The sequence below is a fragment of the Parasphingomonas halimpatiens genome (assembly GCF_036663795.1).
Taxonomy (GTDB): Bacteria; Pseudomonadota; Alphaproteobacteria; order Sphingomonadales; family Sphingomonadaceae; genus Sphingomonas.
In genome coordinates, this window is the sequence record NZ_JAXOJP010000003.1 from 177912 (window position 1) to 204339 (window position 26428).

The following is a 26428-nucleotide window of genomic DNA, read 5'->3' on the forward strand; positions in this document are numbered from 1 at the left end:
GGCAGAGGGGTGCGCAACCCCCTATCTGTTCCGCATGGCATCTCCCGAGATCGAAGCGCTGACCCAGGCGCTGGCCCGGCTACCCGGCCTTGGCCCGCGTTCGGCGCGGCGCGCCGTGCTGCACCTGCTCAAGAAGCGCGAGGCCGCGCTGGGGCCGCTGCTCTCGGCGCTGACCGCAGTCGAGCAGCGCCTCGCCACCTGCTCGATCTGCGGCAATGTCGACACGACCGACCCGTGCGGCGTCTGCGCCGACCCGCGCCGCGACTCGCGCGCGCTGTGCGTGGTCGAGGAGGTCGCCGACCTGTGGGCGCTCGATCGCTCGCGCCTGTTCCCGGGGCGCTTCCACGTGCTCGGCGGGCGGCTGTCGGCGCTCGAAGGCGTGCGGCCCGAGGACCTGACGATCGATTCGCTCGTCCGGCGGATCGAGGCCGGGGGGATCGACGAGGTCGTGCTGGCGATGAACGCCACGCTCGAAGGGCAGACCACGGCGCATTATATCGCCGACCGGATCGAGCGCTTTCCGGTGCGCGTCACGCAACTGGCGCACGGCCTGCCGGTCGGCGGCGAACTCGACTATCTCGACGAGGGAACGCTGGCCCAGGCACTGCGCGCGCGGCGTCCTGTCGCTTGACGAGTCGCCCCACCTTTCCTAGCTCGCGGATATGAGCCTGCTGGAAATCCTCGAAGTGCCGCATCCCGGCCTGCGCGCCGTCGCCAAACCCGTCGAAACCATCGACGACGGCGTGCGCGACACCATCAACGACATGTTCGACACGATGTACGACGCGCACGGCATCGGCCTCGCAGCGACCCAGGTCGGGATCGAGCGTCGTATCGTCGTCATCGACCTTCAGGAACCCGAAGGCGAGGGCGAGGATGCCAAGCGCGCGCGCAAGCCGATGGCGTTCGTCAATCCCGAGCTGCTGTGGCTGAGCGACGAGCTGGCGAGCTACAGCGAGGGCTGCCTGTCGATCCCCGAGCAATATGCCGAGGTAGAGCGCCCGGCGCGCTGCCGCGTCAAATGGCTCGACGGCGACGGCAAGGAGCATGAGCAGGAAATGGACGGCCTGCTGTCGACCTGCATCCAGCACGAGATCGACCACCTCAACGGCGTGCTGTTCATCGACCACATTTCGCGGTTGAAGCGCGAACTGGTGCTCAAGAAGCTCGCCAAGATGCGTAAGGCCGCCTGAGGCTCGCAACGCGGGGTTTCGCACCCGCGTCGATTCAACATCACCGATAGATGCCCGAGGGTGAGGGCGGACGGCGCGCCATGCGTGTCGCACCGCTCTTTCTCATCGTGGTTGATACTAACGGTCACCTGCTAGCAGGACGGTGCCGCCTGCTCGCAGACCTGCTCGCCACCTGTTAAGTTGGACTTCGCGCCTTCGCTCCGGCGCGAGGATATGCTGGCAAAGTACGACTATTGCTTCTTATTTACGACATGGCGCCAAATACGCCCGCGCAACGAAAAATCATACCCTGCTAAAGCAGGTGTAAGCAGGTGATGGGTCGGTCAGAACAGCCCCTCGATAACCCCGTCGACCAGGCGAATATTCTCCGCCGCGGGGACGCGGGGCAGGCCGGGCATGGTCATGATCTCGCCGCAGATCGCCACCACGAAACCCGCGCCCGCCGAGAGCCGCACCTCGCGTACGTCGACGACGTGACCGGTCGGCGCCCCCAGCTTCGTCGGATCGGACGAGAAGCTGTACTGCGTCTTGGCCATGCAGACCGGCAGATGGCCGAAGCCGGCAGCCTCCCAGCGTGCGAGCTGGCGGTGGATCGAGGGCTCGGCGATCGCCGCGTCGGCGCGGTGGATGCGGGTGGCGACGCTGTTGATCTTCTCGAAGAGCGGCATGTCGTCACCGTAGAGCGGTGCAAACCGGGGGGCGCCATGGTCGCACAGGTCGGCGACATGCCGCGCCAGCGCCTCGGCCCCCGCGCCGCCATCGGCCCAGTGCGTGCAAAGCACCGCCTCGGTGGCTTGCGCGGCGGCAATTTCCCGGACGACCTGGAACTCCTCTTCGGTGTCGCCGTCGAAGCGGTTGATCGCGACGACCACCGGCAGACCGAACTGGCGGATATTCTCGATATGGCGGGACAGGTTGACGCCACCGCGGTGCACCGCCTCATAATCCGGCCGGGCAAGGTCCGCCTTGGCGACGCCGCCATTCATCTTGAGCGCGCGGACCGTCGCGACCAGTACGACTGCGGCGGGCTTGAGCCCCGCCTGGCGGCATTTGATGTCGAAAAACTTCTCCGCGCCGAGATCCGCCCCGAACCCGGCTTCGGTGACGACATAATCGGCGAGGCCGAGCGCCGTCCGTGTCGCGATCACCGAATTGCAGCCATGTGCGATATTGGCGAACGGTCCGCCATGGATCAGCGCCGGATTGCCTTCGAGCGTCTGGACGAGATTGGGTTTGATCGCCTGGGCCAGCAGCACCGCCATGGCGCCATCCGCCTTGAGATCGCGCGCCGTCACCGGCCGACGGTCGCGGCTATAGCCGATAACGATGCGTCCGAGCCGCGCTTCCAGATCGGCGATCTCGCTGGCGAGGCAGAGGATCGCCATCACTTCCGACGCGACGGTGATGTCGAAGCCGGACTCGCGCGGAAAGCCATTGGCCGGGCCGCCGAGCGACTGGACGATCTCGCGCAACGCCCGGTCGTTCATGTCGAGCACGCGGCGCCAGACGATGCGCCGCGTGTCGATGTCGAGCGCATTGCCCCAATGAATATGATTGTCGATCATCGCGGCGAGCAGATTGTGTGCCGCGGTGATGGCGTGGAAATCGCCGGTGAAGTGGAGGTTGATGTCCTCCATCGGCACGACCTGGGCATAGCCGCCGCCGGTCGCGCCGCCCTTGGTGCCGAAGCACGGTCCGAGCGACGGCTCGCGCAGGGCGAGCACGGTCTTGCGGCCGATCCGGTTGAGCGCGTCGGCAAGGCCGACCGAGGTGGTCGATTTGCCCTCGCCGGCCGGAGTCGGGTTGATTGCCGTCACCAGGATCAGCTTGCCCCGGCTGGTCGCTGGCGGCACCAGCGCGAGGTCGATCTTGGCCTTGTGGCGACCATAGGGTTCGATCGCCTCGGCCGGGAGCCCGGCACGCTCGGCGATCACGCCGATCGGCTGAAGCGTGGCGGCGCGCGAGATCTCGATGTCGCTCAACATGCCGCGAAGGGTAACGTCGGCACGGTCCACCGCAAGGCACTTTGCCAATCGTCGCGTACGGTTTAGAAAGTTCGCCGAATGTTCTGTGAGGCGTGAATGGACGGAATGATGACGGCGCTGGTGGTTGTGGCGGTGCTCGTCGGGGGGGCGCTGATCGGGTGGCTGCTCGGCAGCCGGGGTACGGCGCAACTCCGTGCCGAGCGCGACGCGCGTACCGAGGAATTCAAGCGCGCCATCGTCGATCTAGCTGCGGCCGAGGAACGCGCACGAAGTGCGGAGCTGATGCGCGAGGAAGCCGCGTTGCTGCGCGACGAGCGCGACATCGCGCGGCTGGAGAATATCGAGTTGAAGACGCTCGCCTCGGCGTTCGAGTCGCGACAGAAGGAATTGCTCGAGGCCAAGGAGGCGATGGCCGGGCAGTTCGCCGAACTGTCGGCCAAGGCGCTGGGGCAGGCGCAGGAGGTGTTCCTCAAGCGCGCCGACGAGCGTTTTCGCCAGTCGGAAGAAACGGCGGGGCAGAATCTCAAATCGATGCTGCAACCGGTCAGCGATCGACTGCTGCGCTACGAAGAGGCGGTCGGCAAGGTCGAGGCCGAGCGCAAGGGCGCGTTCAGCGAGCTTAAGGGCCAGATCGAGGCGATGCGCGTCGGCCAGGAAAAGGTCAGCAGCGAGGCGGCCAAGCTGGTCAACTCGCTGCGCAACGCGCCCAAGTCGCGCGGGCGGTGGGGCGAACAGCAGTTGAAGAACGTGCTCGAAACCTGCGGCCTGTCCGAGCATGCCGATTTCCAGACCGAGGTCAGCGTCAGCGACGATGAAGGCGGGCGGCTTCGCCCCGACGCGATCATTCGCGTCCCCGGCGGTCGTGCGCTGGTGATTGACGCCAAGGTCTCGCTCAACGCCTATCAGGATGCCTTTGGCGCGGTCGACGAGGCGGAGCGGGTGATCGGGCTGGCGGCGCATGCGACGGCGATGCGCGCGCATGTCAACGCGCTGGGCAACAAGGCCTATTGGAGCCAGTTCGCCGACGCACCCGATTATGTCATCATGTTCGTGCCGGGCGAGCATTTCCTGTCCGCGGCACTCGAGCACGATCCGACCTTGTGGGATTTCGCGTTCGAAAAGCGCGTGCTGCTGGCGACCCCGACCAATCTCATCGCGATCGCACGGACGGTGTCGGCGGTGTGGCGACAGGAGAAGCTGGCCAAGGAAGCGCGCAAGATCGGCGAACTGGGCAAGGAGCTGTACGACCGCCTCGCCATTTCGGCGCAGCATTTGCGTGTCATGGGGAGCGGGCTGTCGAGCGCGGTCAACAACTACAACAAGTTCGTTGGAAGCTTCGAGCGTAACGTTCTAAGCAGTGGCCGGAAATTTCTCGGCCTAAACATCGAGCCCGGCGCCCGCGAGATCGAGGAGGTGCCCCCCGTCGAGGCACTGGCGCGCTATGGCGAGGTTCCCAAGTTGATCGAAGACATCGGCGAAGCGGCGGAATGACGGTGGAAGACAATCATTGAAGGAGCCGTCGCCGTACGCTTATGACGTTGCTGCTTTCGGGAGAAGCGCATGACATTGCTTGTGATCGCAGCCGCCATGGTTCTTGCCGCTGTTCCTGCGACGCCGGGGAAGCAAGCCGATTCCGACCCGCAAGCCGCAGCCGTCGATCGTGCCGACCAACTTGTGTCCGACGGCAAGCTGGGTGAGGCCACGCCCATTCTCGATACGACGCTCGACGCCTATCAGCGCCGGTTCGCCAGCGAGAAGCGCGCCATCTACTGCAGCTCGAGTTACGCGGAGACGCTACTGTACCTGATGGAGGCCGCAACCGCCAAGAAGTCCGCCATCGCGATCGGACCAGGCTGGTGCAGGGCATTGTTCCTGAAGGGTTATATCCTGGACGACGGCCATCATTTCAGCGAGGCTGCGGCGTTGTTGGAGCGCGCCACGGCGATGGCACCACATCACGCCCATTATCTCAACGAACTGGGCTTCGCCTATCAGCAGCAACATAACTGGTCGGCCTCCGACGCCACCTATCGTCGTGCGGATGAAAGTGCCGAATTTGATTCGGCATCGTTGAAGGTTGAGCGCGGGCGCGCATGGCGTGGCCTCGGTTACAATCTCGTCGAGGAGGGCAAGCTCGACGAGGCTGAAGCGATGTATCGCAAGTGCCTCGAACTCGATCCCGGCGACACCAAGTCGCAGGGCGAACTGCGGTGGATTGCCGAGCAGCGAAAGCGCCACACCTGAGACCCGAGCACTGCTGTAAGATCAGCGTGCAGCGCGCAACTCTATCGTGCCGCTTTCGCCGGACAGCGTGATCGTATCGGCGCCGCTACGCACGACACGCGCGCTGGCAATCGCCGCAAGGAAGCGACCCTCGACGTCAGCGCCCGGCCCCACGCAGGCCATTTTTGTCGTCATGACCTGGCCTGTGCTCAGGCGGTCGCCCGCAAAACGATAGGCACCGCCAAAGCTGTTGCACCCGGCATTGCCGGCGATGCGCGTATCGGTGAAGCGGATGTCGGTGGTGCGCGCGGTACGGACGGGGCGACCGTCGACCGCGGCGATCATCCAGCGCGTGCCGGCGAGCGCGAGCGTCGGGGTCAGCTTCTCGCCGCCGCATCCGCTGAAGCTGCGCCGGCCGACCATGACGGTCACGCGGTCATGATAGGCCTCGCGCGTGCGCAGGTCGATGCAGCGGACGTAGGTCACGTCGACGGTGATCCGCGGGGTGACGTAGCGCAGGCCGTTGAAGCTGGGGCGCGCGACCGGGGCGGGGGCGACGACGCGCAAACGTTCGCGCGGTGCAGCGAAGGCTATGAGGCCGCGATCGATGCGCAGCGTCCAGGTCGGTTCGCTGCCCGACGCGCGGTACGGCGGCGATGCGGGTTGGGCGGTGGCGGCGGTCGCGATCAACAGGGCAGGGGCGGCAAGCGCGATAATCGGTTTCATAGCGTTTCTCCCAGCACCCGGGCTAACCGGCAAACGCTGAACCGTGCGTGACTTGCCCGTTCAGCTACCTGCGGTCTGAGCGAGTACCTCATAGGCCATCACTGCGGTCGCCACGGCCGCGTTGAGGCTGTCGGCCTTGCCGCGCATCGGGATCTTGACCAGCAGGTCGCACGCCGCCGCATAGCCATCGGGCATGCCCTGCGACTCGTTGCCGGTGAGCAGGAAGGTCGGCACAAGGTATCGCGCGGCGCGATAGTCATGCTCGGTGTCGAGGCTGAGGCCGACCAGCTGCCCGGGACCCTTGCGCAGCCAGACGAGGAACTCACCCCACCCCGACTGGACGACGGGCACGGTGAACAGCGCGCCCATGCTGGCGCGGACCGCCTCGACCGAGAAGGGATCGACGCACTCGCCGATCAGGATCAGGCCACCGGCCCCGACCGCATCGCCGGTGCGCAGTATCGTGCCGAGATTGCCGGGATCACGCAGCCGCTCGGCGACCAGCCAGATCGGCGAACGCGTGCGATCGATCTGGTCGAGCGTGACGGCGAATTCCTCGAACACGCCGACGACCGCCTGCGGGTTATCCTTGCCGGACAGTTTGGAGAGGATGTCCGGGACCGTCTCGATCGCCTCGCCACCGGCGGCTTCGACATCGGCGACCAGCGCGCGGACGAGCGGATGGTTGGCGCTGTCACGCGCGAAGAACAGATAGACCGGCAGCCGGCCCGCCTCGCGCGCTTCGGTCAGGATGCGCAGCCCCTCGGCGAGGAACAGCCCTTCCTCGCGCCGGTGGCGCTTTTCGCGCAACGACCGGACGCGCTTGATCAGCGGGTTGGAATAGGCGGTAATTTCGCGCGGCAAGCGTCAGTCCTCGCCGAACTTGGCCTCGACCAGTTCGCACAACGTGGCGACCGAGGTCTCGGCGCCGTCACCCTCGGCGGAAATGACGATGCTGTCGCCCATCGCCGCGCCGAGCATCATCAGCCCCATGATCGAGGTGCCCGTCACCGAGCCGGCACCGTCCTTCTCGACGGCGACCTCGCACGGCAGGGTGGCGGCTAGCGTGACGAACTTGGCACTGGCGCGCGCGTGGAGACCGCGCTTGTTGGCGATCATGACCCGGCGGCTCACCGACATCAGGCGGCTGCCTCGCCCAGGACCTCGGAGGCGACCGAAATATATTTGCGGCCCGCCTCGCGCGCGGCGGCGACGGCATCGACGACCTTCATCGACTTGCGCGCCGATTCGAGCCGGATCAGCATCGGCAGGTTGATCCCCGCGATGACCTCGACGCGACCGCGCTCCATCAGCGAGATGGCGAGATTGGAGGGCGTGCCGCCGAACAGATCGGTCAGCACGATCACGCCGCGCCCGGCGTCGACCGCGGCGATCGCGTCGGCGATATCCTTGCGGCGCGCCTCCATATCGTCATCGGCGCCGATCGCGATCGTCGCGATGCGCTCCTGCTTGCCGACTACATGCTCCATCGCCGTGACGAATTCTTCCGCGAGGCGGCCGTGCGTCACCAGGACAAGGCCGATCATTGCCCGGATTCCTTCATTACCAATGTCGTCCCGTCCCCAGACTGGCCGCGCGGCGCCCCCTCCAATGAATCCTGGGGAGCTGCCGCGAGATCGCGGTGCGCGACCGTGGGCGAAAATCCGGCGTCGCGCAACCGTGCCGCCACCCGCTCGGTGACATGGACCGAGCGATGTCTCCCGCCGGTACAGCCGAAGGCGATAGTGACATAGGATTTTCCTTCCGCCCGGTAGCGCGGGAGCAGCAACAGCAGCAGTGATTCGATCTTCGCCAGTGCTTCATCATAGGCGGGATCGTCGGCGATATAGGCGCTGACGTCGGAATCGAGTCCGGTGCCGGGGCGCAGCGACTCGACCCAGTGCGGATTGCGCAGGAAGCGCATGTCGAACACCAGATCGGCGCCGCGCGGCAGGCCGCGCGCAAAACCGAACGAGGTTACCAGCAAAGTCGGTTCACCCGACCGCTCGCGGGCGAAATTGGCGCGGATCTGCTGGGCAAGTTCGTTGGCGCCGAGATCGGTCGTGTCGATCAGCCGGTTCGCCCAGGTGCGCAGCGGGGCGAGCAACTCGCGCTCGCGCGCGATGCCGTCCGATGCGGGCCGGTCCAGCGCGAGCGGATGACGGCGACGCGTCTCGGAATAACGCCGTTCGAGCTCACCCCCGGCACAGTCGAGGAACAGCGTGCCGATATCGAATCGCTCGCGCAGCGCGTTGACGCGGTGGATGATGCGCCCGGCATCGAAATCGCGCGTACCGGCACCGATGCCCAGCGCGAGCGGGCGGTCGGGCCCATCGGCGCCTTCGGCCGGCGGCGCGCTCAACAGCCGTTCGAGCAACAGAAGCGGCAAATTGTCGACGACCTCCCAGCCAAGGTCCTCGAGCGTCCGCAGCACGGTCGACTTGCCGGCACCCGACATGCCGGTGACGAGGAGGATATCCTTGGGAGCGCTGGTCATCTCGGCTCCTCTACCAGTCGCGACAGGGCAATTTCCACCTTGATCGGCGCCGATGCTTCGAATGCGTCGATCGCGATCAGACAACGCTCGACGCCGGCGATGCGGGTGGTCCCGCGCTCGGGCATGCGTTCGACCGTGTCAGCGAGCGTCACGACCATCGCCACGGCGGTCGGTCCCGCTTGCGGCATGTCGACGATGCCGAGACCGCGCACCTCGATCTTGCCCGCGATCGTCGGCGGCGCGGACGCCATCAGGACCCCCTCACGCGCCGCGCACTCGGTGTAATCGTCGCTGACCAGCACGGCGCCGCGATCGATCAGCCGCAGGGCGAGATCCGATTTGCCCGCGCCGGATGGCCCGACGATCATCACCCCGCGCCCGTCGATCGCGACGGTGGTCGCGTGGATCCGGGTCGCGCTCATGGACGCGACAGGGGCAAGCGCACGACGAAACGTGCCCCGCGCATCCGGTCGTGCCGCGCCTCGACCACGATACTGCCCTGATGGCCCTCGACGATGGTCTTGGCGATGGCGAGTCCGAGGCCGCTGTGCTGGCCAAAGGCCTCGCCCTCGGGGCGCAGCGACTGGAAGCGGGTGAAGACCTGGGTACGCGCTTCTTCCGGCACGCCGGGGCCTTCGTCCTCGACGCGGATTTCTAGCATGTCGCCGCTCCGCACCGCCGAGATCGTGATCAGGCCGTTATCGGGAGAGAAGGACAGGGCGTTCTCGATAAGGTTCTCGAACACGCGCACCAGCCGAGCACCTTCGCCGAGCACGACCATGCGCTGCGCGTCGGCGCGATCGAAGCGCAGGCGTACGCCACGCTCGACGCCGCGCTCCTCGCGCGACGAGATAAGCCCGGCGAGCATCGCGCCGACATCGACCGGCTCGAATTTGGCGCGGCTGAGCTGCGCGTCGAGGCGTGACGCCTCGGCGATGTCGGTGATCAGGCGATCGAGCCGATGAACGTCGTCGCGCACGATCGCCAGCAGTTTTTCCTGCAAATCTGGTTGCTTGACCGTCGCCAGCCCCTCGACCGCCGAGCGCAGCGACGCGAGCGGGTTCTTCATCTCATGCGTTACGTCGGCGGCAAAGGCTTCGATCGCGTCGATCCGTGCGCGCAATGCGAGGCTCATGTCGGACAGCGCGCGCGCGAGCAGGCCGATCTCGTCGCGGCGATCGGGCAGGCGTGGCACCACCACTTCGCGCGCGCGACCGAGTCGGACGCGGACCGCGGCGCGGGCGAGCTGGCGCATCGGGCGAACGATCGTGCGGGCGAGAAACAGCGACAGCAGGACCGACAGCAGCGCGGTGACCGCCAACACCACGCCGAGGCGATAACGTTCGACGCGAACCGTCTTGGTGATGTCGCGCGCATTGACCGTGGTCATGACGACGCCGCCATCGGGCAGGGCGGCAGCCGCGGTGATGACCGGCGTGCGATCCGGCGCGCGCCACACCGTGGCGGGCGCGGTGTGGGTGTCGCGCGCGGTGCGTACGTCGGGCCAGTCGAGACCGCCCTTGCGCTCGCGATAGAGCGGCGCGCGCGCGGCGTTGACGACGGTGTCGATCATCGCGTCGAGGAAGCGGGCGATGCGCTGCCCGAGGTCCTCCTTGTCGGGATCGACCAGCACGAAGTTGCGCAGCCCCAGCGCCCTCGTATCGCCGAGCAGCGTGCCCGCCGCGTCATAGAGCCGCAGGCGTGTTCCGGTATCGTGGGCGAGGCGCAGGGCGAGCGCGTCGCGCTGATCCTTCGGTACCGCGGCGATCGCCTCGGCGATCAGCCGGACCTCGCGACCCGCCTGGGCGACACGGCTGTCGACAATGCGGCTGCGGTATGAATCGAGGTAGAAGAAGCCAAAGGCGAGCAGCGCCAGCGCGAAGATGTTGACGAACAGGATGCGCGGCGTGAGCGAGACGCGGGTCGAAAAGCCGAAGCGCAGTTCGCGCTCGTCACTCCTCGGAGAATCGGTATCCGGCGCCATATAAGGTTTCTATGGCATCGAACTCGGGATCGATCTGCCGGAATTTGCGCCGCACGCGCTTGATGTGGCTGTCGATCGTGCGATCATCGACATAGATATCGTCGTGATAGGCGGCATCCATCAGCTGGTTGCGCGTCTTGACGATGCCGGGGCGCTGGGCGAGCGTCTCGAGGATCAGGAATTCTGTCACCGTCAAGGTCACGGGGGTGCCGCCCCATGTGACGCGGTGCCGCGCGGTATCCATCGTCAGCCGACCCCGCACCAGTTCGGCCTCGCTGGCTTCCTCGCTCCCCGCGGTCCCGGCCTGCGCCAGCTCGGTACGGCGCAGGATCGCGCGGATCCGGGCAATCAGCAGGCGTTGCGAGAAGGGCTTGGCGATATAATCGTCGGCACCCATTGCCAGGCCCAGCGCCTCGTCGAGTTCGTCGTCCTTGCTGGTCAGGAAAATAACCGGAATGGCGCTCTTCTCGCGCAGCCGGCGCAACAGTTCGAGTCCGTCCATGCGCGGCATTTTGATGTCGAAGATGGCGAGGTCGGGCGGGTTGTCGATCAACGCCTTGAGCGCGGTCTCGCCGTCGGAATAGACCCGGGTAATAAAGCCCTCGGCCTGAAGTGCGATCGACACCGAGGTGAGGATGTTGCGGTCGTCATCGACGAGCGCGATGGAAGCGGTCATGCGAAGTGCGCCTTGTCCATTGGCGTCACCGGTTAGTCGAAAGCATCGCGGGGCTCAACCACGTCGTCCTTGTACGAGTTTTGCGACCCATTTGACCGACTGGCATCCCAACGATATGCGCATGCCGATTCGAGCCGCATACGTATGCGGCCGCGCATGGGCGCTGGTTTCAGGAGAGTGGTAAAAGTGAGCGATCGGATTCCGGACGCCGGGCTCGAAGCCCAGGGCATCGAAACGAGGGCAACCCTGTACTGGAACCTCGTGACGGCGCGGCTGGTCGAGGCCGCGGTGGCGCGCAACGAGGGCAAGCTGTCGGCGGACGGCCCGCTGGTCGTCGAAACGGGCAAGCACACCGGCCGTTCGGCGCAGGACAAGTTTATCGTGCGCGATGCCGAAACCGAGTCGGTCGTATGGTGGGGCAAATCCAACCGAGCAATGTCGCCCGAGCACTTCGCCGCGCTCAAGGCCGATTTCATGGCAGCGCTGAAGGACAAGGAAAACCTGTTCATCCAGGATCTGTTCGGCGGCTCGCAGCCCGAGAACCGCGTTCGCGTCCGCGTGATCAACGAACTGGCGTGGCACAATCTGTTCATCCGCACGATGCTGGTTCGTCCCGACGAGTCGGAACTGCGCAGTTTCGTCGCTGACTATACGATCATCGACCTGCCGAGCTTCCAGGCCGATCCGGCGCGGCACGGTTGCCGCAGCGAGACCGTGATCGCGGTCAACTTCACCGAAAAGCTGATCCTGATCGGCGGCACCAAATATGCCGGCGAGATGAAGAAGTCGGTGTTCGGCCTGCTCAACTATCTGTTACCTGTCGATGGCGTGATGCCGATGCACTGCTCGGCCAATATCGGCCCCAAGGGCGATACCGCAGTGTTCTTCGGCCTGTCGGGCACGGGCAAGACGACGCTCAGTGCGGACGCCAGCCGCACGCTGATCGGCGATGACGAGCATGGCTGGTCGGACACCGCGGTGTTCAACTTCGAGGGTGGTTGCTACGCCAAGATGATCCGGCTGTCGGCCGACGCCGAGCCCGAGATCTTCGCGACGACCAAGCGTTTCGGCACGGTGCTCGAAAATGTCGTGATGGATCAGGTTACGCGCCAGCTAGATCTGCACGATGCCAGCCTCGCGGAGAACAGCCGCGGCGCCTATCCGATCGATTTCATTCCCAATGCATCGAGCGACAATATGGGGCCGGTGCCGCGCAACATCGTGATGCTGACGGCGGACGCCTATGGCGTGCTGCCGCCGATCTCGAAGCTGACGCCCGACCAGGCGATGTATCACTTCCTGTCGGGCTACACTGCACGCGTCGCCGGCACCGAAATCGGCGTGACCGAGCCCGACGCCACTTTCTCGACCTGCTTCGGCGCACCGTTCATGCCGCGCCATCCGTCGGTCTACGGCAATCTGCTCAAGGAGCGGATCGCCAAGGGCGGGGTGGATTGCTGGCTGGTCAATACCGGCTGGACCGGGGGAAAATACGGCATCGGCAGCCGCATGCCGATCAAGGCGACCCGCGCGCTGCTCAACGCCGCGCTCGACGGCAGCCTCAACCATGCCGAATTCCGCACCGATCCCAATTTCGGCTTCAAGGTGCCGGTGTCGGTGCCGGGCGTCGACAGCGCCATCCTCGATCCACGCGAGACGTGGCCGAACAAGGCGGACTATGACGCGACGGCGGCCAGGCTGGTCGATCTGTTCGTCGAGAATTTCGCCCAATTCGCCGAGCATGTCGACGAGGGGGTGCGACAAGCCGCACCACGAACCCCCGCCACCGCCTGAACGGCCCGGTCTCGGATCGGGCGCCTGAAAGAGAGCCCGATCCGATGACCGAACCGACCTACCGCCCCTTCGCCGACGATGCCGCGATACGCCATCTCGGCGAGGGCTTGCTCGACTGTACGCTGCCGAAAGCCGAATGGACTCACGAAGCCCATCTCGGCGCGACCTTGTGGCTGCTGCGCGATCGGCCCGACATCGATGTCGACGCCGAGATCGCGACGATCATCCGCCGCTACAATGAAAGCGTCGGCGGGGTGAACGACGCCACGCAGGGCTACCACGAGAGCATCACCCGCGCGTTCGTCGCGGGGGTGCGGGCGCACCTCGCAACCCGCTCCACGGCCGAGCCCCTGGTGGACGCCGTCAACGCGTTGCTTGCTTCACCCGCGGGCCGGCGCGACTGGCCGCTGCGCTTCTACAGCCCGGCGCTACTCAAATCGGCTTCTGCCCGGCTCACCTTGGTGACACCCGATCTCGCACCCTTTCCGACGTCATGTTAGGGAGGTCGTACCGGGACCGATATGAAGGGGTAAATGCCATGGGAATGCTTGACGGACTGCTGGGTCAGATTGCTTCGAACGTCGATGTCGCCGGGCTGGCCGCCAAGGTCGGCATTTCACCCGAGCAGGCAGCCAGCGCCATAACCGCGCTCGGTCAGGCGCATACCGCGCCAGGCAATACCGTCGACACCGCGGCTGCCGCGACCGGCCTGCCGACCGACATATTGCAGCAAATCGTCGGGCACATTGGCGGCGAAGGCGCGCTGGGGCAGTTCGCCAGCATGCTCGTCGCGCAGGGCGGTGGCGCGGGCGGGATCATGGGCACGCTGGGCGGCATGCTCGACCAGAATGGCAACGGCAGCGCGACCGACGAGATTGCCGGCTTCGCCAAGGGCCTGTTCGGCAAGAGCTGACGACCCATTGCGACGGATCGCCGGGTTAACCGGCGATCTGTATCGCACCCTCAGGCCGGTTCGACCTGCAACAAGGTGCCCTCGACTCCGATGATGCGGACAAGCGTTCCGACGGGGGCATCTGCGCCCTGCGCGGTCCACGCGCCATCGCCGACCCGCACGCGGCCCTCGCCGTCGACGATCGCCTCGCAGACATGGACGGTCTTGCCGACCAGCTTGCCCGCGCGATCATTGAGATCGGGGCGCGTGGTGACGCCGCGGATGCGCTGATACCAGTCGCGCCCCAGCGCGACGGCAGCGGCGCCAAACAGGGCAAACAGCACAACCTGGGTGATGACGTGCATGCCGGGAAAGGCGAGCAGGACGAATCCCGTGACCGCCGCGGCGGCAGCGACGAAGATCAGGAAGAAGCCGGGCGCAATCAGTTCGGCGATTGCCAGCAGCAGTGCGCCGACAAGCCACGAAGCGCCGGCGCTTGCGGTCAACAACGACCAGGTCATGCAGCGCCTCCCTCGAAGGGGCCGGGCCGGCTCGGCGCGCGGGGCGCTGCCGCCGCAGCTGCGGCCGACGCCTGATTGGCACCGACCGCATCACGGACCAGTTCGCCGATACCGCCAAGCGTGCCGATCAACTGCGTTGCCTCGACCGGGAACAGGATCGTCTTGGCATTGGGCGAGGTGGCGAACTGGCTGATCGCCTCGACATATTTCTGCGCGACGAAATAGTTGATCGCCTGGGTGCTGCCGCCTTCGATCGCGTCGGACACCATCTTGGTGGCGGTCGCTTCGGCCTGGGCCGAGCGCTCGCGCGCCTCGGCATCGCGAAAGGCGGCTTCCTTGCGACCCTCGGCTTCGAGAATTTGCGCCTGCTTCAAACCTTCGGCGCGGTTGATCTCGTTCTGCCGCGCGGCCTCGGATTCGAGGATCGTTGCGCGCTTTTCGCGCTCGGCCTTCATCTGGCGCGTCATCGCATTGACGATGTCCGCCGGCGGGCGAATGTCCTTGAGCTCGACGCGCGTGATCTTCACGCCCCATGCCTCGGTCGCGTGATCGACCACGGCAAGCAGCCGGCCGTTGATCTCGTCACGCTTGGACAGCAGTTCGTCGAGATCCATCGAGCCCATCACGGTGCGCAAATTGGTCGTCGCCAGCTGCATGATCGCGACATAGAGGTCGCTGACCTCATAGGCGGCCTTGGCGGCGTCGAGCACCTGGAAGAACACCACGCCATCGACCGCGACCATCGCATTGTCCTTGGTGATGATTTCCTGGCCCGGAATGTCGAGCACCTGCTCCATCATGTTCACCCGGCGGCCGACACGATCGAAGAAGGGCAGAATCATCGTCAGGCCGGGGTGCGCGACGGCGGTGAACTTGCCGAACCGCTCGATGGTATATTGATAGCCCTGACGGACGACCTTGATGCTCATCATGATGTAGATCAGGACGATGAACAGCAGCAGGGCGGCGATTGTGAAACCCATGATTGCTTCCCCATGACGCTGTCGGCGAGCACGCCGACGCGATGCTTGATTAGCATATCGCGGGCGGCGTTATAGCGAAATGCGTTGCCGGCGCGCGTCAGCCTAGCAAGCCGCGGGGTGTTTGGTTACATGGACCGCCACGACTCGCCCCTCGCAGGAACTGGCATCCCATGGACATTCGCCTCGGCCTCACCTTTGACGACGTCCTGCTGGTTCCAGCTGAATCGTCGCTGGTGCCCAGTGAAGCCGATACGTCGACCCAGCTGACGCGCGGCATCAGCCTTTCGATCCCGGTGCTTTCCGCGGCGATGGACACGGTGACCGAGGCCGACATGGCGATCGTCATGGCGCAGCTTGGCGGTATCGGCGTGCTGCACCGCAATCTCGACATCGAAACCCAGGTCGCCGCCGTGCGCGCGGTGAAGCGCTTCGAATCGGGCATGGTGGTCAATCCGATCACGATCGGCCCCGACGCCACGCTGTCCGATGCGCAGGCGTTGATGACGCGTCACAAGATCAGCGGCATCCCGGTGGTCGAGGTCGGCGGCAAGCTGGTCGGCATCCTGACCAACCGCGACGTGCGCTTTGCCGGTAACCCGCGCCAGCCCGTTTCGGAGCTGATGACGCATGAGAACCTCGCCACCGTTTCGCCCGGCGTCGGGCAGGAGGAAGCGCGCCGCCTGCTCCACCAGCGTCGCATCGAGAAGCTGCTCGTCGTCGACGATGCCTATCGCTGCATCGGCCTGATCACGGTCAAGGATATCGAAAAGGCGGTGACCTATCCGCACGCCACCAAGGATGGCGCCGGCCGGTTGCGTGTCGCCGCCGCCACGACGGTGGGCGACAAGGGGTTTGAGCGCACCGCGGCGCTGGTCGATGCCGAGCTCGATCTCGTCGTGATCGATACCGCGCATGGCCATAATCGCGACGTCGCGCGCGCGGTCGAGCGGGTCAAGAAGCTGTCCAATGCGGTTCAGGTGATCGCCGGCAACGTCGCCACGGCAGAGGCGACACGCGCGCTGATCGACGCCGGCGCCGACGGTATCAAGGTCGGGATCGGTCCGGGTTCGATCTGCACGACGCGCGTCGTGGCGGGCGTTGGTGTGCCGCAGCTTACCGCAGTGATGGATTGCGCCGAGGCAGGCGCCAGGGCCGGGGTGCCCGTGATCGCCGATGGCGGCATCCGCACCTCGGGCGACATTGCCAAGGCACTCGCCGCCGGCGCGTCGTCGGTGATGATCGGGTCGCTGCTCGCCGGCACCGAAGAAGCGCCTGGCGACACCTTTCTCTATCAGGGTCGCGCCTATAAATCCTATCGCGGCATGGGTTCGGTCGGGGCGATGGGGCGCGGATCGGCCGACCGCTATTTCCAGGGCGATATCAAGGACCAGATGAAGCTGGTGCCGGAGGGGATCGAGGGGCAGGTCGCGTTCAAGGGGCCGGCGCGCGACGTTATCCACCAGCTGGTCGGCGGGGTGCGCGCGGCGATGGGTTATACCGGTTCGGCGACGATCAAGGATCTCCAGGAGCGTGCCCGCTTCATCCAGATCACCGGCGCGGGCCTGTCCGAGAGCCACGTCCATGACGTGACGATCACCCGCGAAGCCCCGAATTACCCCACACGGTGACCCCCCAGGCAAGAGTCCAGGCCGCCATCGAGCTGCTCGACACCATCATCGCCGCTGCGCGCGACCAGGGCGCCGCCGCCGATACGCTGATCACGCGTTATTTCACGACGCGCCGCTACGCCGGCAGCAAGGATCGCCGCGCCGTGCGCGAGCTTGTGTACGAAGCGATTCGGCTGGCGGGACCGCGCCCGGCGTCGGGACGCGCCGCGATGATCGCGGTTGCAAGGAAGGATGCGGAGCTCGCGACCCGCTTCGACGGCGGTGTCCACGCACCCGAACCGATCGCTGCCGACGAGCCCGGGGCGCAAGTCGGCGTCGCGCCGACCTGGATCGTCAAGCGCCTTGCTGATTCGGGGCTCGGGAAAAGGGAGCAGGCCGCATTGATCCAGCGCGCACCGCTCGACATTCGCCTCAACGTGGCTGCCACCGATATCGATATCGGCGAGCCGATTGCGGGCCTCCCGGCCGGCAGGCGCTTGTCCGCAGGCACCAATCTCGACGACATTCCTGCCTATAATGAGGGCAAGATCGAGGTCCAGGACGCGGGCAGCCAGTTCGTGACGCTGGCCGCCAATGCGAAGCCGGGCGAGCGGGTTGTCGATCTTTGCGCCGGCGCCGGGGGCAAGACGCTGGCGCTCGCCGCGCTGATGGAAAATAGCGGTACGATCCTGGCGACCGATACCGACCGCGCGCGTTTGTCGCGCCTCGCGCCGCGCGCGACGCGCGCCGGCGTGTCGATCGTCGAGACGCGGCTGCTCGATCCCGACCGCGAAGCCGAGGCGCTGGCGGACTGGCAGGGCAAAGCGGATACCGTGCTGATCGATGCGCCCTGTTCCGGAACCGGTACGTGGCGCCGCAACCCGGAAGCACGATGGCGGCTGACCCCCGACCGGCTGACCCGGCTGGCGGCGACCCAGCGTCACGTCCTTTCGCTCGGCGCCAAACTGGTGAAGCCGGGCGGCGCGCTGGTCTATATCGTCTGCTCGCTGCTCGACGAGGAAGGGGCAGGGCAGGCGGCAGCGTTTCTCGACTCGCATCCGGATTGGCGCGCGGACACGCTCGATCTACCTGCCGGGCGTGCCCATGGCCCCGGCATCCGGTTGACCCCAGCCCACGACGCCACCGACGGCTTTTTTGTCGCGCGCCTCCGGCGGTCATGCTAGCTCGAACTACCGTGCCGAGACTGGAGTTGATCATGCGTTACTCGACCGTCGCCGCTGCCGCAGCGTTGACGCTGCTGACCGTGTCGGCCTCGCTGCATGGGCAGAAGGCCATGGCTCCGGTCGATGCGCGCTCGATGGCGCTGCTCGCCAAGGGGCGCGCGGCGCAGGCCGCTGGCAATCTCGATGCGGCGACCGACGCGCTGGAAACCGCACTGGCGGTCGATCCGCACAATCGCGAGGCCTTTGTCGCCCTGGGCGCTGTGGCGCAGGCGCGCGGATTGCCGGGCAAGGCGATTCGGCTTTACCGCGAGGCGTTGCTGCTCGACCCCAACGACATTGCGGCGCTCAAAGGGCAGGGCGAAGCCTATGTCGCCAAAGGCGCGGTACAGCGCGCACGCGACAATCTCGCCAAGGTCAAGGTTGCTTGCGGCAAGGGCTCGTGCGCCGAGGCAAGCGCCCTGGCAGCCGTGATCGCCAAGGGCCCGCCGATCGCGACCGCCTCGGTCGAGACGACGCCCAAGCCGGCGAGCAATTGATCAACCGAGCACGCGGGCGATCGCGATAAATTCCTCAATCGACAGCGTCTCGGCACGGCGCGCTGAATCGATGCCCAACCTATCGAGCGCGTCGAGCGCGCCAGGCACCGACTTGACGCTCTTACGCAGCATCTTGCGCCGCTGGCCAAAGGCGGCGGCGGTCAACCGCTCGAGCGTCGCAAAGACCGCGCCGTCGGGTGCCGCATCGGGCGTGATGTGCACCACCGCCGACATCACCTTGGGCGGTGGCGTGAAGGCCGAGCGATGCACCGGCATCGCCAGCCTGGCGGTCGCGCGCCACTGGGCGAGCACGGCAAGACGTCCAAACGCATCATCGCCGGGGTGTGCCACGATGCGGTCAGCGACCTCGCGCTGGAACATCAGCGTCAGGCTCTGCCACCAGGGCTGCCACTCCGCCGAAAGCCAACGCACCAGAAGCGCGGTGCCGATATTATAGGGCAGGTTGGAAGCGATATGCGGCCGCCCCACGAACAACGGTCGCGCGTCGACGGTCAAAGCGTCGTCCTCAATCACGCGCAACCGGCCGGGATAGGCCTCACCAAGCTCGGCCAGTGCCGGGATGCAACGACGGTCGCGCTCGATCGCGGTGACCTTGGCGCCCGCTGCGAGCAGTGCGCGCGTCAGGCCACCGGGGCCGGGGCCGATTTCCAGTACCTCGGCATCGGTCAGGTCACCGGGAATACGGGCGATCCGCGCCAGCAATTGCGCGTCGAGCAGAAAATTCTGGCCCAGCGCTTTGCTGGCGGCGAGGCCATGCCGCGCGATGACCTCGCGCAGCGGTGGCAGGTCGACGGTCATCCGCCCCTGGCGCTGCGCAATGCCGCCGCCTGCGCCGCCATGCGGATGGCGGCGATCATCGCACCCGGCTCGGCGCGGTCCTGCCCGGCAATGCCAAAGGCAGTGCCATGGTCGGGCGAGGTGCGCACGATCGGCAATCCCAGCGTGATATTGACGCCCTGATCGAAATACAGCGTCTTGATCGGGATCAGCGCCTGGTCGTGATAACAGCAGATCGCGGCGTCGTAGGTGGCGCGCGCGCGCTCATGGAACATCGTGTCGGCAGCAAAAGGCCCGGTGGCCTCCACACCTTCATCGCGCAGCACCGCGACCGCCGGCTGAATGAAATCGATTTCCTCGCGCCCGATCGCGCCACTCTCGCCGGCGTGCGGATTGAAGCCGGCAAAGGCGATGCGCGGATTGAGGATGCCGAAATTGCGTGTCAGGCCGCGCGCGGTGGCACGCCCCTTGGCGACGAGCAACTCGACCGACAACATCGATGCAACCTGCGCCAGCGGGACATGCGTCGTCGCCGGGACGACACGCAGCGTCGGGCCGGCCAGCATCATCACCGCATTCTCGACCGCGATCCCACAGCGCTCTGCGACGAATTCGGTTTGGCCAGGATGCGTGAAACCGATGGCATAGAGCTGCGCCTTCGACACCGGCCCGGTCACCAGCGCGCCGACGGTGCTCGATCGCGCCAGCCCGACCGCCATTTCCAGCGCATGGAGCGCGCAGCGCGCGCCATCCACATCGGGTGTCCCAGGGGTGATCGTTCCACCATCGATGACACCGAAGATCGGCAGCGCTTGGTTGAAAACCGTGGCAGCCTCGTCGGGCGCAGTGATTTCGGCGATCGGGCCATCCCATACCGCAGCGACCGCGCGCACGTCACCAACGGCGAAGAACGGCGACAGTCCCTCGCGCTCGCGCATCGACCATGCCTTGGCGATGATCTCCGGCCCGATTCCGGCCGGGTCGCCCATCGACACGGCGAGGGGGGCGATCACCGTACGACCCTAGCGATATTCGATGATCGCGTCGCGCCGCAGATCGCGCAGCATCTGGTCGGCGCGCCGGTTGACGCGCTGTTCTTCCATCTTGCCCTGAATCTGTTGAGATGTCGGCGCGGTCCCCTCGCGTGCGTCATCTCGACCACAGAGAACCAGCGAGCGAATACCCTCCTGGACTGACCCAAAGGGTGGTGTCGATTGGCCGACCTGCATTTCAAGCATGATCTTCTGTAGTGGCACAGGCAGGTCGCGTACCCGCACTGAAGCGTTATCGACCACTTCCGCGCCGATGGCTGACGCGACTTTGGAAACATCGCCGCAGCCGCGGATCGCCTCGGTCGCCTTCGCAAAAGCCTGCAGGCGCGCCTTGGCATCCGCCTCGCTCAGGCCGGGCGCGAACTTGACGCTCAATTGCTTAAGCGTGAGCTGCGAATCGCGCGGGTCGGCTTCCAGCACGCGTCGCTTGTCGACCAGATAGAGAATCGAAAAACCGCCCGGCACCTCGATCGGGCCGGCGATCTCGCCGACCTTCATGAGCCGTGCCTGGCTGGCAAGGCTGTCCGGCAACTGGGAAAGCTGCTCATTGCTCAGCCAGTCAAGATCTCCGAGCTTGGCGCGAGCGCTCGATTCGGTGAATTGCGCGTAATATTCGAACGGCTTTTCACCCTTCTGGATGTCCTGGATCATCTGGCGTTCCTGCGCGAACACCTGCTGTGCACGATCCGGACCAGCCGAGAGATAGATTTCCTTGAGGTGGAATTCCTCGCTGCCCTTCGACGCCTCCATGCGCTTCAGGATCGCATCGACTTCCTCGCTGCCGACATTGATCAGGGGTTCGACGCGGCGCTGGAGGAAGCGACGCCAGGCGAGTTCGCCCTCGATCTGCCGACGGAGCGAACGCTCCGACGAGCCGACCGAGCGGAGATAGGCGTTGAACTCGGCCGGTGTCTTCCCGAAATTCGCCGCGACACGGACCACACTCTGGTTGATCTCGTCGGCGGTAATCGTGATTTCGTTCGCCTTGGCGTGCTGGATCTCCAAGGTTTCATCCATCAAGCCGCGCAGCACCTGGAGTTTCAGGCGATTGGTGTCATCCGCGCTGAGATTGGTCAGCTGATTGGCCACAACGATCAGCGCGACGCGCTGATCGACGTCGGTGCCGGTAATGACCACGCCGTTGACGATCGCCGTCGGCTTGCGGACATTGGGGTCCACCTTGCCGAAAATCTGGACATTGCTCGGGATATTAAGCCCGACTTGCGGGGCGGATTGATCCGCGACCGTATGTGCCGAGGTAAGCGCGCCCGTCGAAATCGCGGCGATCATCGCGCCGCCAACCAGACCGGCTCTGGCTTTGGTCAACCAATTCATCACTTTATCGTCATCCCATCCCGCGCGGAGGCGCGCTCGTACTCGTCTACTCGCCGGTCGCGCCTGAATGATGGCTTAGCGACCCAGATTCTTGAAAGCCAGCGTCAACAGGAAACTGTTGCCCGCCTTTGCGTCGCCGGTGTCCTGATAGGTCCGCTTCCATGTCAGACCAAGCCTGAGGCAATCGTCTTCATAGGCCACGCCGAGACGATGCCGCACGGGATCGAAGCCGCTTGCCATCGAGGTCGGATCTTCGTTGCGATCGGTCAGATCGATGACGGTCGAGCCGAATACCGACCAGAAGCGCGCGAACTGGACCCGCGCCCCGACGCGCGCCTCCTCGCGATCGCGCAGATCCTCGAGCGTCGGCGCGATGTTGCGGTTGAGTCGCAGATAGCCAAGCAAAATGTAGGTATTACGCGATCCGATCGTGGCGTCGACCTCGTTTCGCCGGACCGAAAGGTTGTCCTTGTCGAGCCGGTAACGATGGGTGATCGATACGAAATCCTTGTAGCGCAGTTCGGTGCGACCGACGATGTCGGACACGCGACCGCCGAGCCCCGTTCCCTCGGGGAACAGCACCGGACGCGAATCGAGCCGGTAGCTCTGTCCGACATTGGCGTTGATCGTCAGGTTCGGCAGATCGACCTTCCAGTCGAGGCCGACGGTGATGCGCGACGAATCCTCGAAGCGATCGTAACCGGGGAAGCGATTGAGCGCGAAGAGGTTCGAATCTTCCAGATCGACCGCGCGGGCATCCTCGTTGGGGACGAGGAGATTTGCCGTGTGTGGCGATGCCACGACCTGGAAGCGCGGCGTCAGCCGCTGCGTACCGCCGAGAAACGGGCCGACGAACGGCCATTGCACATCGAACGCGAGCGCACCCATGACGCGGCCATGAAAGCCGGGATCGCCGCGATAGCTTGCCACCGTCGTGGCGAGCGTGTCGTTGGCATTGTAAACGTCGCCGCGGGCAAAGGCCGTCAGGGTGATCTGCTGGCCAAGCGGGGTCAGCTTGCGCAGGTCCCATTGCGCGCTGGCAAAGGCGCGCTGCGTATCCTGTCCGCCGGTGCGGGTCAGGGCGAGCGAGTTCACCTGGAGTTGCAAGATGCCGCCGACCAGGCCGTCGGTAAGGCGGCGACGATAGTCGATTTCCGGCAGCGCGACGGGCTGCAGGCCCTGGCGATCACCAAGGCGCAATGTCTGCACCGCCCAGCCGGTCACCGCAAAATAACTGTCACGGTCGATCCGTTCGAGGCTGACCGTGCTGCGCAGACGATCGTCCTGCGAGATGTCGTAACGCCGCAGGAAGGTGCGGTCGGTCGCGACGCGCAGCGAACCGCTCAGGCTCCATTCCGGGCTGAGCTGAAAGCGACCAACGCCATCGAGATAGCCGCGAAACGCCTCCGGTGAAGTCGTGGTCGCCGAGGTCAGCAGGTCGTCGCTGCGCCGGCTGACGGTCGCATAGGCGCCGATCTTGTAGGCACCCGTTGCGGTCAGTGCCTGGTAATTGCCCTGCAGCATCGGCAGCACGGCGGAATAGAGGCGCGGCGTGAGGACCAGGCCGCGATTCGGGCCGAGCGCGAAATAATAGGGTTGGGCAAATTCGAAGCCGTTGACGCGATCGTAGCGCAGGTCCGGCGCGAGCAGTCCGCTCTGATTGGCCTGGCTCGCCGGGTGCGAGAAGGCGGGCAACGGCAAGGACGGCAGGCCGAAAAGATTGATCCGCGCACCCTTGTAATAGATGCGGTTGCGGTCGGGTCGATAGACGACGCGCACCGCGGTAATCTTCCACGCCGGCTCCTTCGGGCATCCGCTCGACGATGTGACGGCGCAGGGGGTGTAGGCAGCATCGTCGAGCGTAACCGTTTCGTCGAGCGCGCGCGTACCGCGCCGTGCCGCGAGTCGCCCGCCCTTGCCGAGCACGATCAGCATGTTGTCGACCACGCCATCCTTGAGCGCATCGGTCAGTTCGATCGAATCGCCATAGGCGGTGTCGCCACCGGGGTTGACCACGGCGATGTTGCCCGTCGCGATGACCTTGCCGGTCTTGCGGTTCCATTCCACCCGATCGGCGCGCAGGCGATCGCCCTCGCGGTACATGCGCACGTCACCCGTCGCGGTGACGACCTCGGTGTTGATATCATATTCCAGCGCGGCGGCGCTGAACCGCACCTGGTCGTCCCTGGCGGCCTGATCCGACGGCGGCGGCGGTGGCGTGGTCGGCTGGTTGAGATCCTGCGCATGCGCCCCGCTACTGAGCGCGAGGGCAAGGGGCAGGGCGCAACTCGCAAGAAGATTGGCACGCTTCACGGCGAAAAACACATCCCAACAAGCCCGCAGAACAATCCCGCAGTGCGGCCAACGGTCGCCGCCCTATCGCATCGCCGGGGCCGCGCTGCAATCGCAGCCGTGTTTTGCCACTCGCGCCACATTGTCCTAGAGCCATCCGAGTCCCCCATATCATCATACCGAGACCCGCTTTCATGAAGATCAGCTTTTCCGCGACAGCCCCCGCCCATGCCGACACGATCGCGCTGCCGGTCGAAAAGGACGGCCTCGACCGCCTTTCCAGCAAGCTGATCGACGCGGCCGGTCTGACGACGATCGTCGCAGCGGCGCGCGCGAGCCGATTCGAGGGTGAGGCGGGGGGCGTCGTGGAGACCTTCCTGCCGGTCGCCGGCGGCGTACAGCGTGTGCTGCTGCTCGGCGTCGGCGCCGGCGGCGAGCCGGATTACGAGCGCGCCGGTGGCGCGTTGACCGCACGCCTGCTCACCTCGGGCGTCGAATCGGTGACCGTCGATCTGGCCAGCGCAGGCGCGGCGCCCAAGGCGGTCGCACGGTTCGCCGCCGCGGCAGCGCAACGCGGCTGGCGGATCGATACCTATCGCACCAAGCTGGCCGAGAAGGCCAAGCCGACGCTGACCAGCATCGTGCTGATCGGCGCTCCCGATGGGGCCGAGGCGGCATGGGTATCGCACAAGGCGGTCACCGATGGTCTCGACCTGACGCGCACGCTCGTGTCCGAGCCGCCCAACCTGCTCTATCCCGAATCGTTCGTCGAAAAGGTCATGGCGGAAATCGACGGGCTCGGGATCGAGGTTACCGTGCTCGGCGAAGCGGAGATGACGGCGCTCGGCATGGGCGCGCTGCTCGGCGTCAGCCAGGGTTCGCGGCGCGAGGCCAAGCTGCTCGCGCTCAAGTGGAACGGCGCGGGCGCCGGCGATCCGGCGCTGGCGCTGGTCGGCAAGGGCGTGACCTTCGATACCGGCGGCATTTCGCTCAAGCCTGGTCCCGGCATGGAAGACATGAAATGGGACATGGGCGGCGCGGGTGCCGTCGCCGGCGCGATGAAGGCGATTGCGCTGCGCAAGGCCAAGGCCAATGTCATCGGCGTGTGCGGCCTGGTCGAGAACATGCCTGACGGCAATGCACAACGACCCGGCGACATCGTCACCTCGATGTCGGGCCAGACGATCGAGATCCTCAACACCGATGCAGAAGGGCGGCTGGTGCTGTGCGATGCGATTACCTGGGTTCAGCAGGCGCATCGCCCCAAGACCATCGTCGATCTCGCCACGCTCACCGGCGCAATGATCATCGCGCTCGGCAACGAGCATGGCGGATTGTTCGCCAATGACGATTCGCTCGCCGATCAGCTGCTTGCCGCCGGCAAGGCGACTGGCGACCAGCTGTGGCGCTTCCCGCTTTCGGATGCCTACAACAAGCTGATCGACTCGCCGATCGCCGACATGAAGAATGTCGGTCCGCGCGGCGCCGGCTCGATCACCGCGGCGCAGTTCATCAAGCGCTTCGTCGACGAAGGCGTGCGCTGGGCGCATCTCGACATTGCCGGGATGGTGTGGGCCGACAAGCCGGGCGCGACCTTCGACAAGGGCGCGACCGGCTACGGCGTGCGCCTGCTCGACCGCTTCGTCGCGGACAATTTCGAGAGCTGATGCAGGTCGATTTCTACCATCTGACCGTCACGCCGCTCGACCGGGCCTTGCCGCAAATCGCGGAGAAGGTGTTGGCGAATGGCGGGCGGTTGCTGCTCGTCGCCGAAAGCGAGGCGCAGCGTAGCGCGCTCGACAAGCTGTTGTGGAGCTACAATCCGGAAAGCTTCCTGCCGCATGCTTGTGCCGGTGGGGAAGGCGACGCGAACCAGCCTATCCTGCTTGCCGAAACACCTGTGGCGACCAATGCGGCGCGCAATATCGCGCTGGCCGATGGCATCTGGCGCGACGAGGCACTCGGCTTCGAGCGCGCCTTTCATTTCTTCGATGGCGAGCGCATCGCCGAAGCACGACTGGCATGGAAAGCGCTCGCCGAACGCGACGGCGTCGAACGGCGCTACTGGAAGCAGAACGACGCCGGGCGCTGGGAGCAAGCGGCTTGACCTTGCATCACGGGTGCCGCGCGACTAGGTAGCCGGCGCATTT

At 65.9% G+C, this 26428-nt stretch carries 27 protein-coding genes; 12 read left to right on the forward strand and 15 right to left on the reverse strand.

All coding sequences use genetic code 11. The features are described from left to right. Nucleotides 1-34 precede the first annotated feature (34 nt). Together recR and def are read left to right on the forward strand one after the other, a co-directional pair. Nucleotides 35-631, forward strand: a complete 597-nt coding sequence (recR, locus tag U1839_RS04775) for a recombination mediator RecR (protein WP_332802520.1) — start codon at nt 35-37, stop codon at nt 629-631. Nucleotides 632-662: 31 nt separating this feature from the next. Further along, the gene (def, locus tag U1839_RS04780) at nt 663-1193 is read left to right on the forward strand and encodes a peptide deformylase (RefSeq protein ID WP_332802521.1); all 531 of its coding nucleotides are present in this window, start codon (nt 663-665) and stop codon (nt 1191-1193) included. Between the two features lie 323 nt (nt 1194-1516). Here the strand turns inward: def and U1839_RS04785 are convergent, their stop codons facing one another. Beyond that, nucleotides 1517-3178: a formate--tetrahydrofolate ligase gene (locus U1839_RS04785; RefSeq protein ID WP_332802522.1), complete on the reverse strand. Its 1662-nt coding sequence runs from the start codon at nt 3176-3178 to the stop codon at nt 1517-1519. A 96-nt stretch (nt 3179-3274) separates the two neighbouring features. Here U1839_RS04785 and U1839_RS04790 point away from each other — a divergent pair, with 96 nt between their 5' ends. Beyond that, the gene (locus U1839_RS04790) at nt 3275-4669 is read left to right on the forward strand and encodes a DNA recombination protein RmuC (protein WP_332802523.1); all 1395 of its coding nucleotides are present in this window, start codon (nt 3275-3277) and stop codon (nt 4667-4669) included. Nucleotides 4670-4738: 69 nt separating this feature from the next. Beyond that, nucleotides 4739-5422 carry a tetratricopeptide repeat protein gene (locus tag U1839_RS04795; RefSeq protein WP_332802524.1) on the forward strand — a complete coding sequence of 228 codons (684 nt, stop codon included), beginning with the start codon at nt 4739-4741 and terminating at the stop codon, nt 5420-5422. Between the two features lie 21 nt (nt 5423-5443). Here U1839_RS04795 and U1839_RS04800 read toward each other — a convergent pair whose 3' ends face one another. The 8 genes from U1839_RS04800 to U1839_RS04835 are packed head-to-tail and all read right to left on the reverse strand — an operon-like array spanning nt 5444 to nt 11284. After that, a complete protein-coding gene (locus U1839_RS04800) occupies nt 5444-6127 on the reverse strand; it encodes an META domain-containing protein (protein ID WP_332802525.1) in 684 nt (227 codons plus the stop codon). 60 nt (nt 6128-6187) lie between these two features. Then, entirely contained in the window at nt 6188-6991 is an 804-nt protein-coding gene (locus tag U1839_RS04805; RefSeq protein WP_332802526.1) for a TrmH family RNA methyltransferase, read from the reverse strand. 3 nt (nt 6992-6994) lie between these two features. Then, the gene (locus U1839_RS04810; RefSeq protein ID WP_281124410.1) at nt 6995-7267 is read right to left on the reverse strand and encodes an HPr family phosphocarrier protein; all 273 of its coding nucleotides are present in this window, start codon (nt 7265-7267) and stop codon (nt 6995-6997) included. Further along, nucleotides 7267-7674 (reverse strand): PTS sugar transporter subunit IIA, encoded by a 408-nt coding sequence (locus tag U1839_RS04815; RefSeq protein WP_281124409.1) that lies wholly within the window; start codon nt 7672-7674, stop codon nt 7267-7269. The genes U1839_RS04810 and U1839_RS04815 overlap by 1 nt, the downstream gene beginning before the upstream one ends. After that, complete coding sequence (rapZ, locus tag U1839_RS04820; protein WP_332802527.1) at nt 7671-8624, reverse strand: RNase adapter RapZ; 954 nt, start codon at nt 8622-8624, stop codon at nt 7671-7673. Before rapZ ends, U1839_RS04815 begins: the two co-directional genes overlap by 4 nt. Next, a complete protein-coding gene (locus U1839_RS04825) occupies nt 8621-9046 on the reverse strand; it encodes an HPr kinase/phosphorylase (RefSeq protein WP_332802528.1) in 426 nt (141 codons plus the stop codon). The genes rapZ and U1839_RS04825 overlap by 4 nt, the downstream gene beginning before the upstream one ends. After that, a complete protein-coding gene (locus U1839_RS04830) occupies nt 9043-10608 on the reverse strand; it encodes a sensor histidine kinase (protein WP_332802529.1) in 1566 nt (521 codons plus the stop codon). Before U1839_RS04830 ends, U1839_RS04825 begins: the two co-directional genes overlap by 4 nt. Then, nucleotides 10577-11284, reverse strand: a complete 708-nt coding sequence (locus U1839_RS04835) for a response regulator transcription factor (RefSeq protein ID WP_281124405.1) — start codon at nt 11282-11284, stop codon at nt 10577-10579. Before U1839_RS04835 ends, U1839_RS04830 begins: the two co-directional genes overlap by 32 nt. Before the next feature lie 156 nt (nt 11285-11440). Between U1839_RS04835 and U1839_RS04840 the strand changes: the two genes are divergently transcribed. Genes U1839_RS04840 through U1839_RS04850 form a run of 3 tightly spaced genes read left to right on the forward strand, consistent with a single transcriptional unit; the run spans nt 11441 to nt 13991 of the window. Beyond that, on the forward strand, nt 11441-13078 hold the full coding sequence (locus tag U1839_RS04840; RefSeq protein WP_443030568.1) for a phosphoenolpyruvate carboxykinase: 1638 nt from the start codon (nt 11441-11443) through the stop codon (nt 13076-13078). A 44-nt stretch (nt 13079-13122) separates the two neighbouring features. After that, nucleotides 13123-13578 carry a hypothetical protein gene (locus U1839_RS04845; RefSeq protein WP_332802531.1) on the forward strand — a complete coding sequence of 152 codons (456 nt, stop codon included), beginning with the start codon at nt 13123-13125 and terminating at the stop codon, nt 13576-13578. Nucleotides 13579-13616: 38 nt separating this feature from the next. Next, entirely contained in the window at nt 13617-13991 is a 375-nt protein-coding gene (locus U1839_RS04850; protein ID WP_332802532.1) for a hypothetical protein, read from the forward strand. A 50-nt stretch (nt 13992-14041) separates the two neighbouring features. Here U1839_RS04850 and U1839_RS04855 read toward each other — a convergent pair whose 3' ends face one another. Further along, the gene (locus U1839_RS04855) at nt 14042-14491 is read right to left on the reverse strand and encodes an NfeD family protein (protein WP_332802533.1); all 450 of its coding nucleotides are present in this window, start codon (nt 14489-14491) and stop codon (nt 14042-14044) included. After that, nucleotides 14488-15474 (reverse strand): SPFH domain-containing protein, encoded by a 987-nt coding sequence (locus tag U1839_RS04860; RefSeq protein ID WP_332802534.1) that lies wholly within the window; start codon nt 15472-15474, stop codon nt 14488-14490. Before U1839_RS04860 ends, U1839_RS04855 begins: the two co-directional genes overlap by 4 nt. 170 nt (nt 15475-15644) lie before the next feature. Between U1839_RS04860 and guaB the strand changes: the two genes are divergently transcribed. From guaB to U1839_RS04875, 3 genes are read left to right on the forward strand one after another with little or no spacing between them, the layout of a single operon-like run. Then, nucleotides 15645-17102 (forward strand): IMP dehydrogenase, encoded by a 1458-nt coding sequence (guaB, locus tag U1839_RS04865; protein WP_332802535.1) that lies wholly within the window; start codon nt 15645-15647, stop codon nt 17100-17102. Beyond that, nucleotides 17099-18265, forward strand: a complete 1167-nt coding sequence (locus U1839_RS04870; RefSeq protein ID WP_332802536.1) for an RsmB/NOP family class I SAM-dependent RNA methyltransferase — start codon at nt 17099-17101, stop codon at nt 18263-18265. Before guaB ends, U1839_RS04870 begins: the two co-directional genes overlap by 4 nt. A 32-nt stretch (nt 18266-18297) precedes the next feature. Then, entirely contained in the window at nt 18298-18801 is a 504-nt protein-coding gene (locus tag U1839_RS04875) for a tetratricopeptide repeat protein (RefSeq protein ID WP_332802537.1), read from the forward strand. Here the strand turns inward: U1839_RS04875 and rsmA are convergent, their stop codons facing one another. From rsmA to U1839_RS04895, 4 genes are all read right to left on the reverse strand, one after another. Beyond that, nucleotides 18802-19620: a 16S rRNA (adenine(1518)-N(6)/adenine(1519)-N(6))-dimethyltransferase RsmA gene (gene rsmA / locus U1839_RS04880; RefSeq protein ID WP_332802538.1), complete on the reverse strand. Its 819-nt coding sequence runs from the start codon at nt 19618-19620 to the stop codon at nt 18802-18804. Next, entirely contained in the window at nt 19617-20609 is a 993-nt protein-coding gene (gene pdxA, locus U1839_RS04885; RefSeq protein ID WP_332802620.1) for a 4-hydroxythreonine-4-phosphate dehydrogenase PdxA, read from the reverse strand. Before pdxA ends, rsmA begins: the two co-directional genes overlap by 4 nt. A 12-nt stretch (nt 20610-20621) precedes the next feature. Beyond that, nucleotides 20622-21986 (reverse strand): SurA N-terminal domain-containing protein, encoded by a 1365-nt coding sequence (locus U1839_RS04890; RefSeq protein ID WP_332802539.1) that lies wholly within the window; start codon nt 21984-21986, stop codon nt 20622-20624. A 75-nt stretch (nt 21987-22061) separates the two neighbouring features. Next, nucleotides 22062-24299 carry an LPS-assembly protein LptD gene (locus U1839_RS04895; RefSeq protein WP_332802540.1) on the reverse strand — a complete coding sequence of 746 codons (2238 nt, stop codon included), beginning with the start codon at nt 24297-24299 and terminating at the stop codon, nt 22062-22064. A gap of 173 nt (nt 24300-24472) precedes the next feature. Between U1839_RS04895 and U1839_RS04900 the strand changes: the two genes are divergently transcribed. Together U1839_RS04900 and U1839_RS04905 are read left to right on the forward strand one after the other, a co-directional pair. After that, nucleotides 24473-25945 (forward strand): leucyl aminopeptidase, encoded by a 1473-nt coding sequence (locus U1839_RS04900; RefSeq protein WP_332802541.1) that lies wholly within the window; start codon nt 24473-24475, stop codon nt 25943-25945. Continuing rightward, the gene (locus tag U1839_RS04905) at nt 25945-26385 is read left to right on the forward strand and encodes a DNA polymerase III subunit chi (RefSeq protein WP_332802542.1); all 441 of its coding nucleotides are present in this window, start codon (nt 25945-25947) and stop codon (nt 26383-26385) included. Before U1839_RS04900 ends, U1839_RS04905 begins: the two co-directional genes overlap by 1 nt. Nucleotides 26386-26428 lie beyond the last annotated feature (43 nt).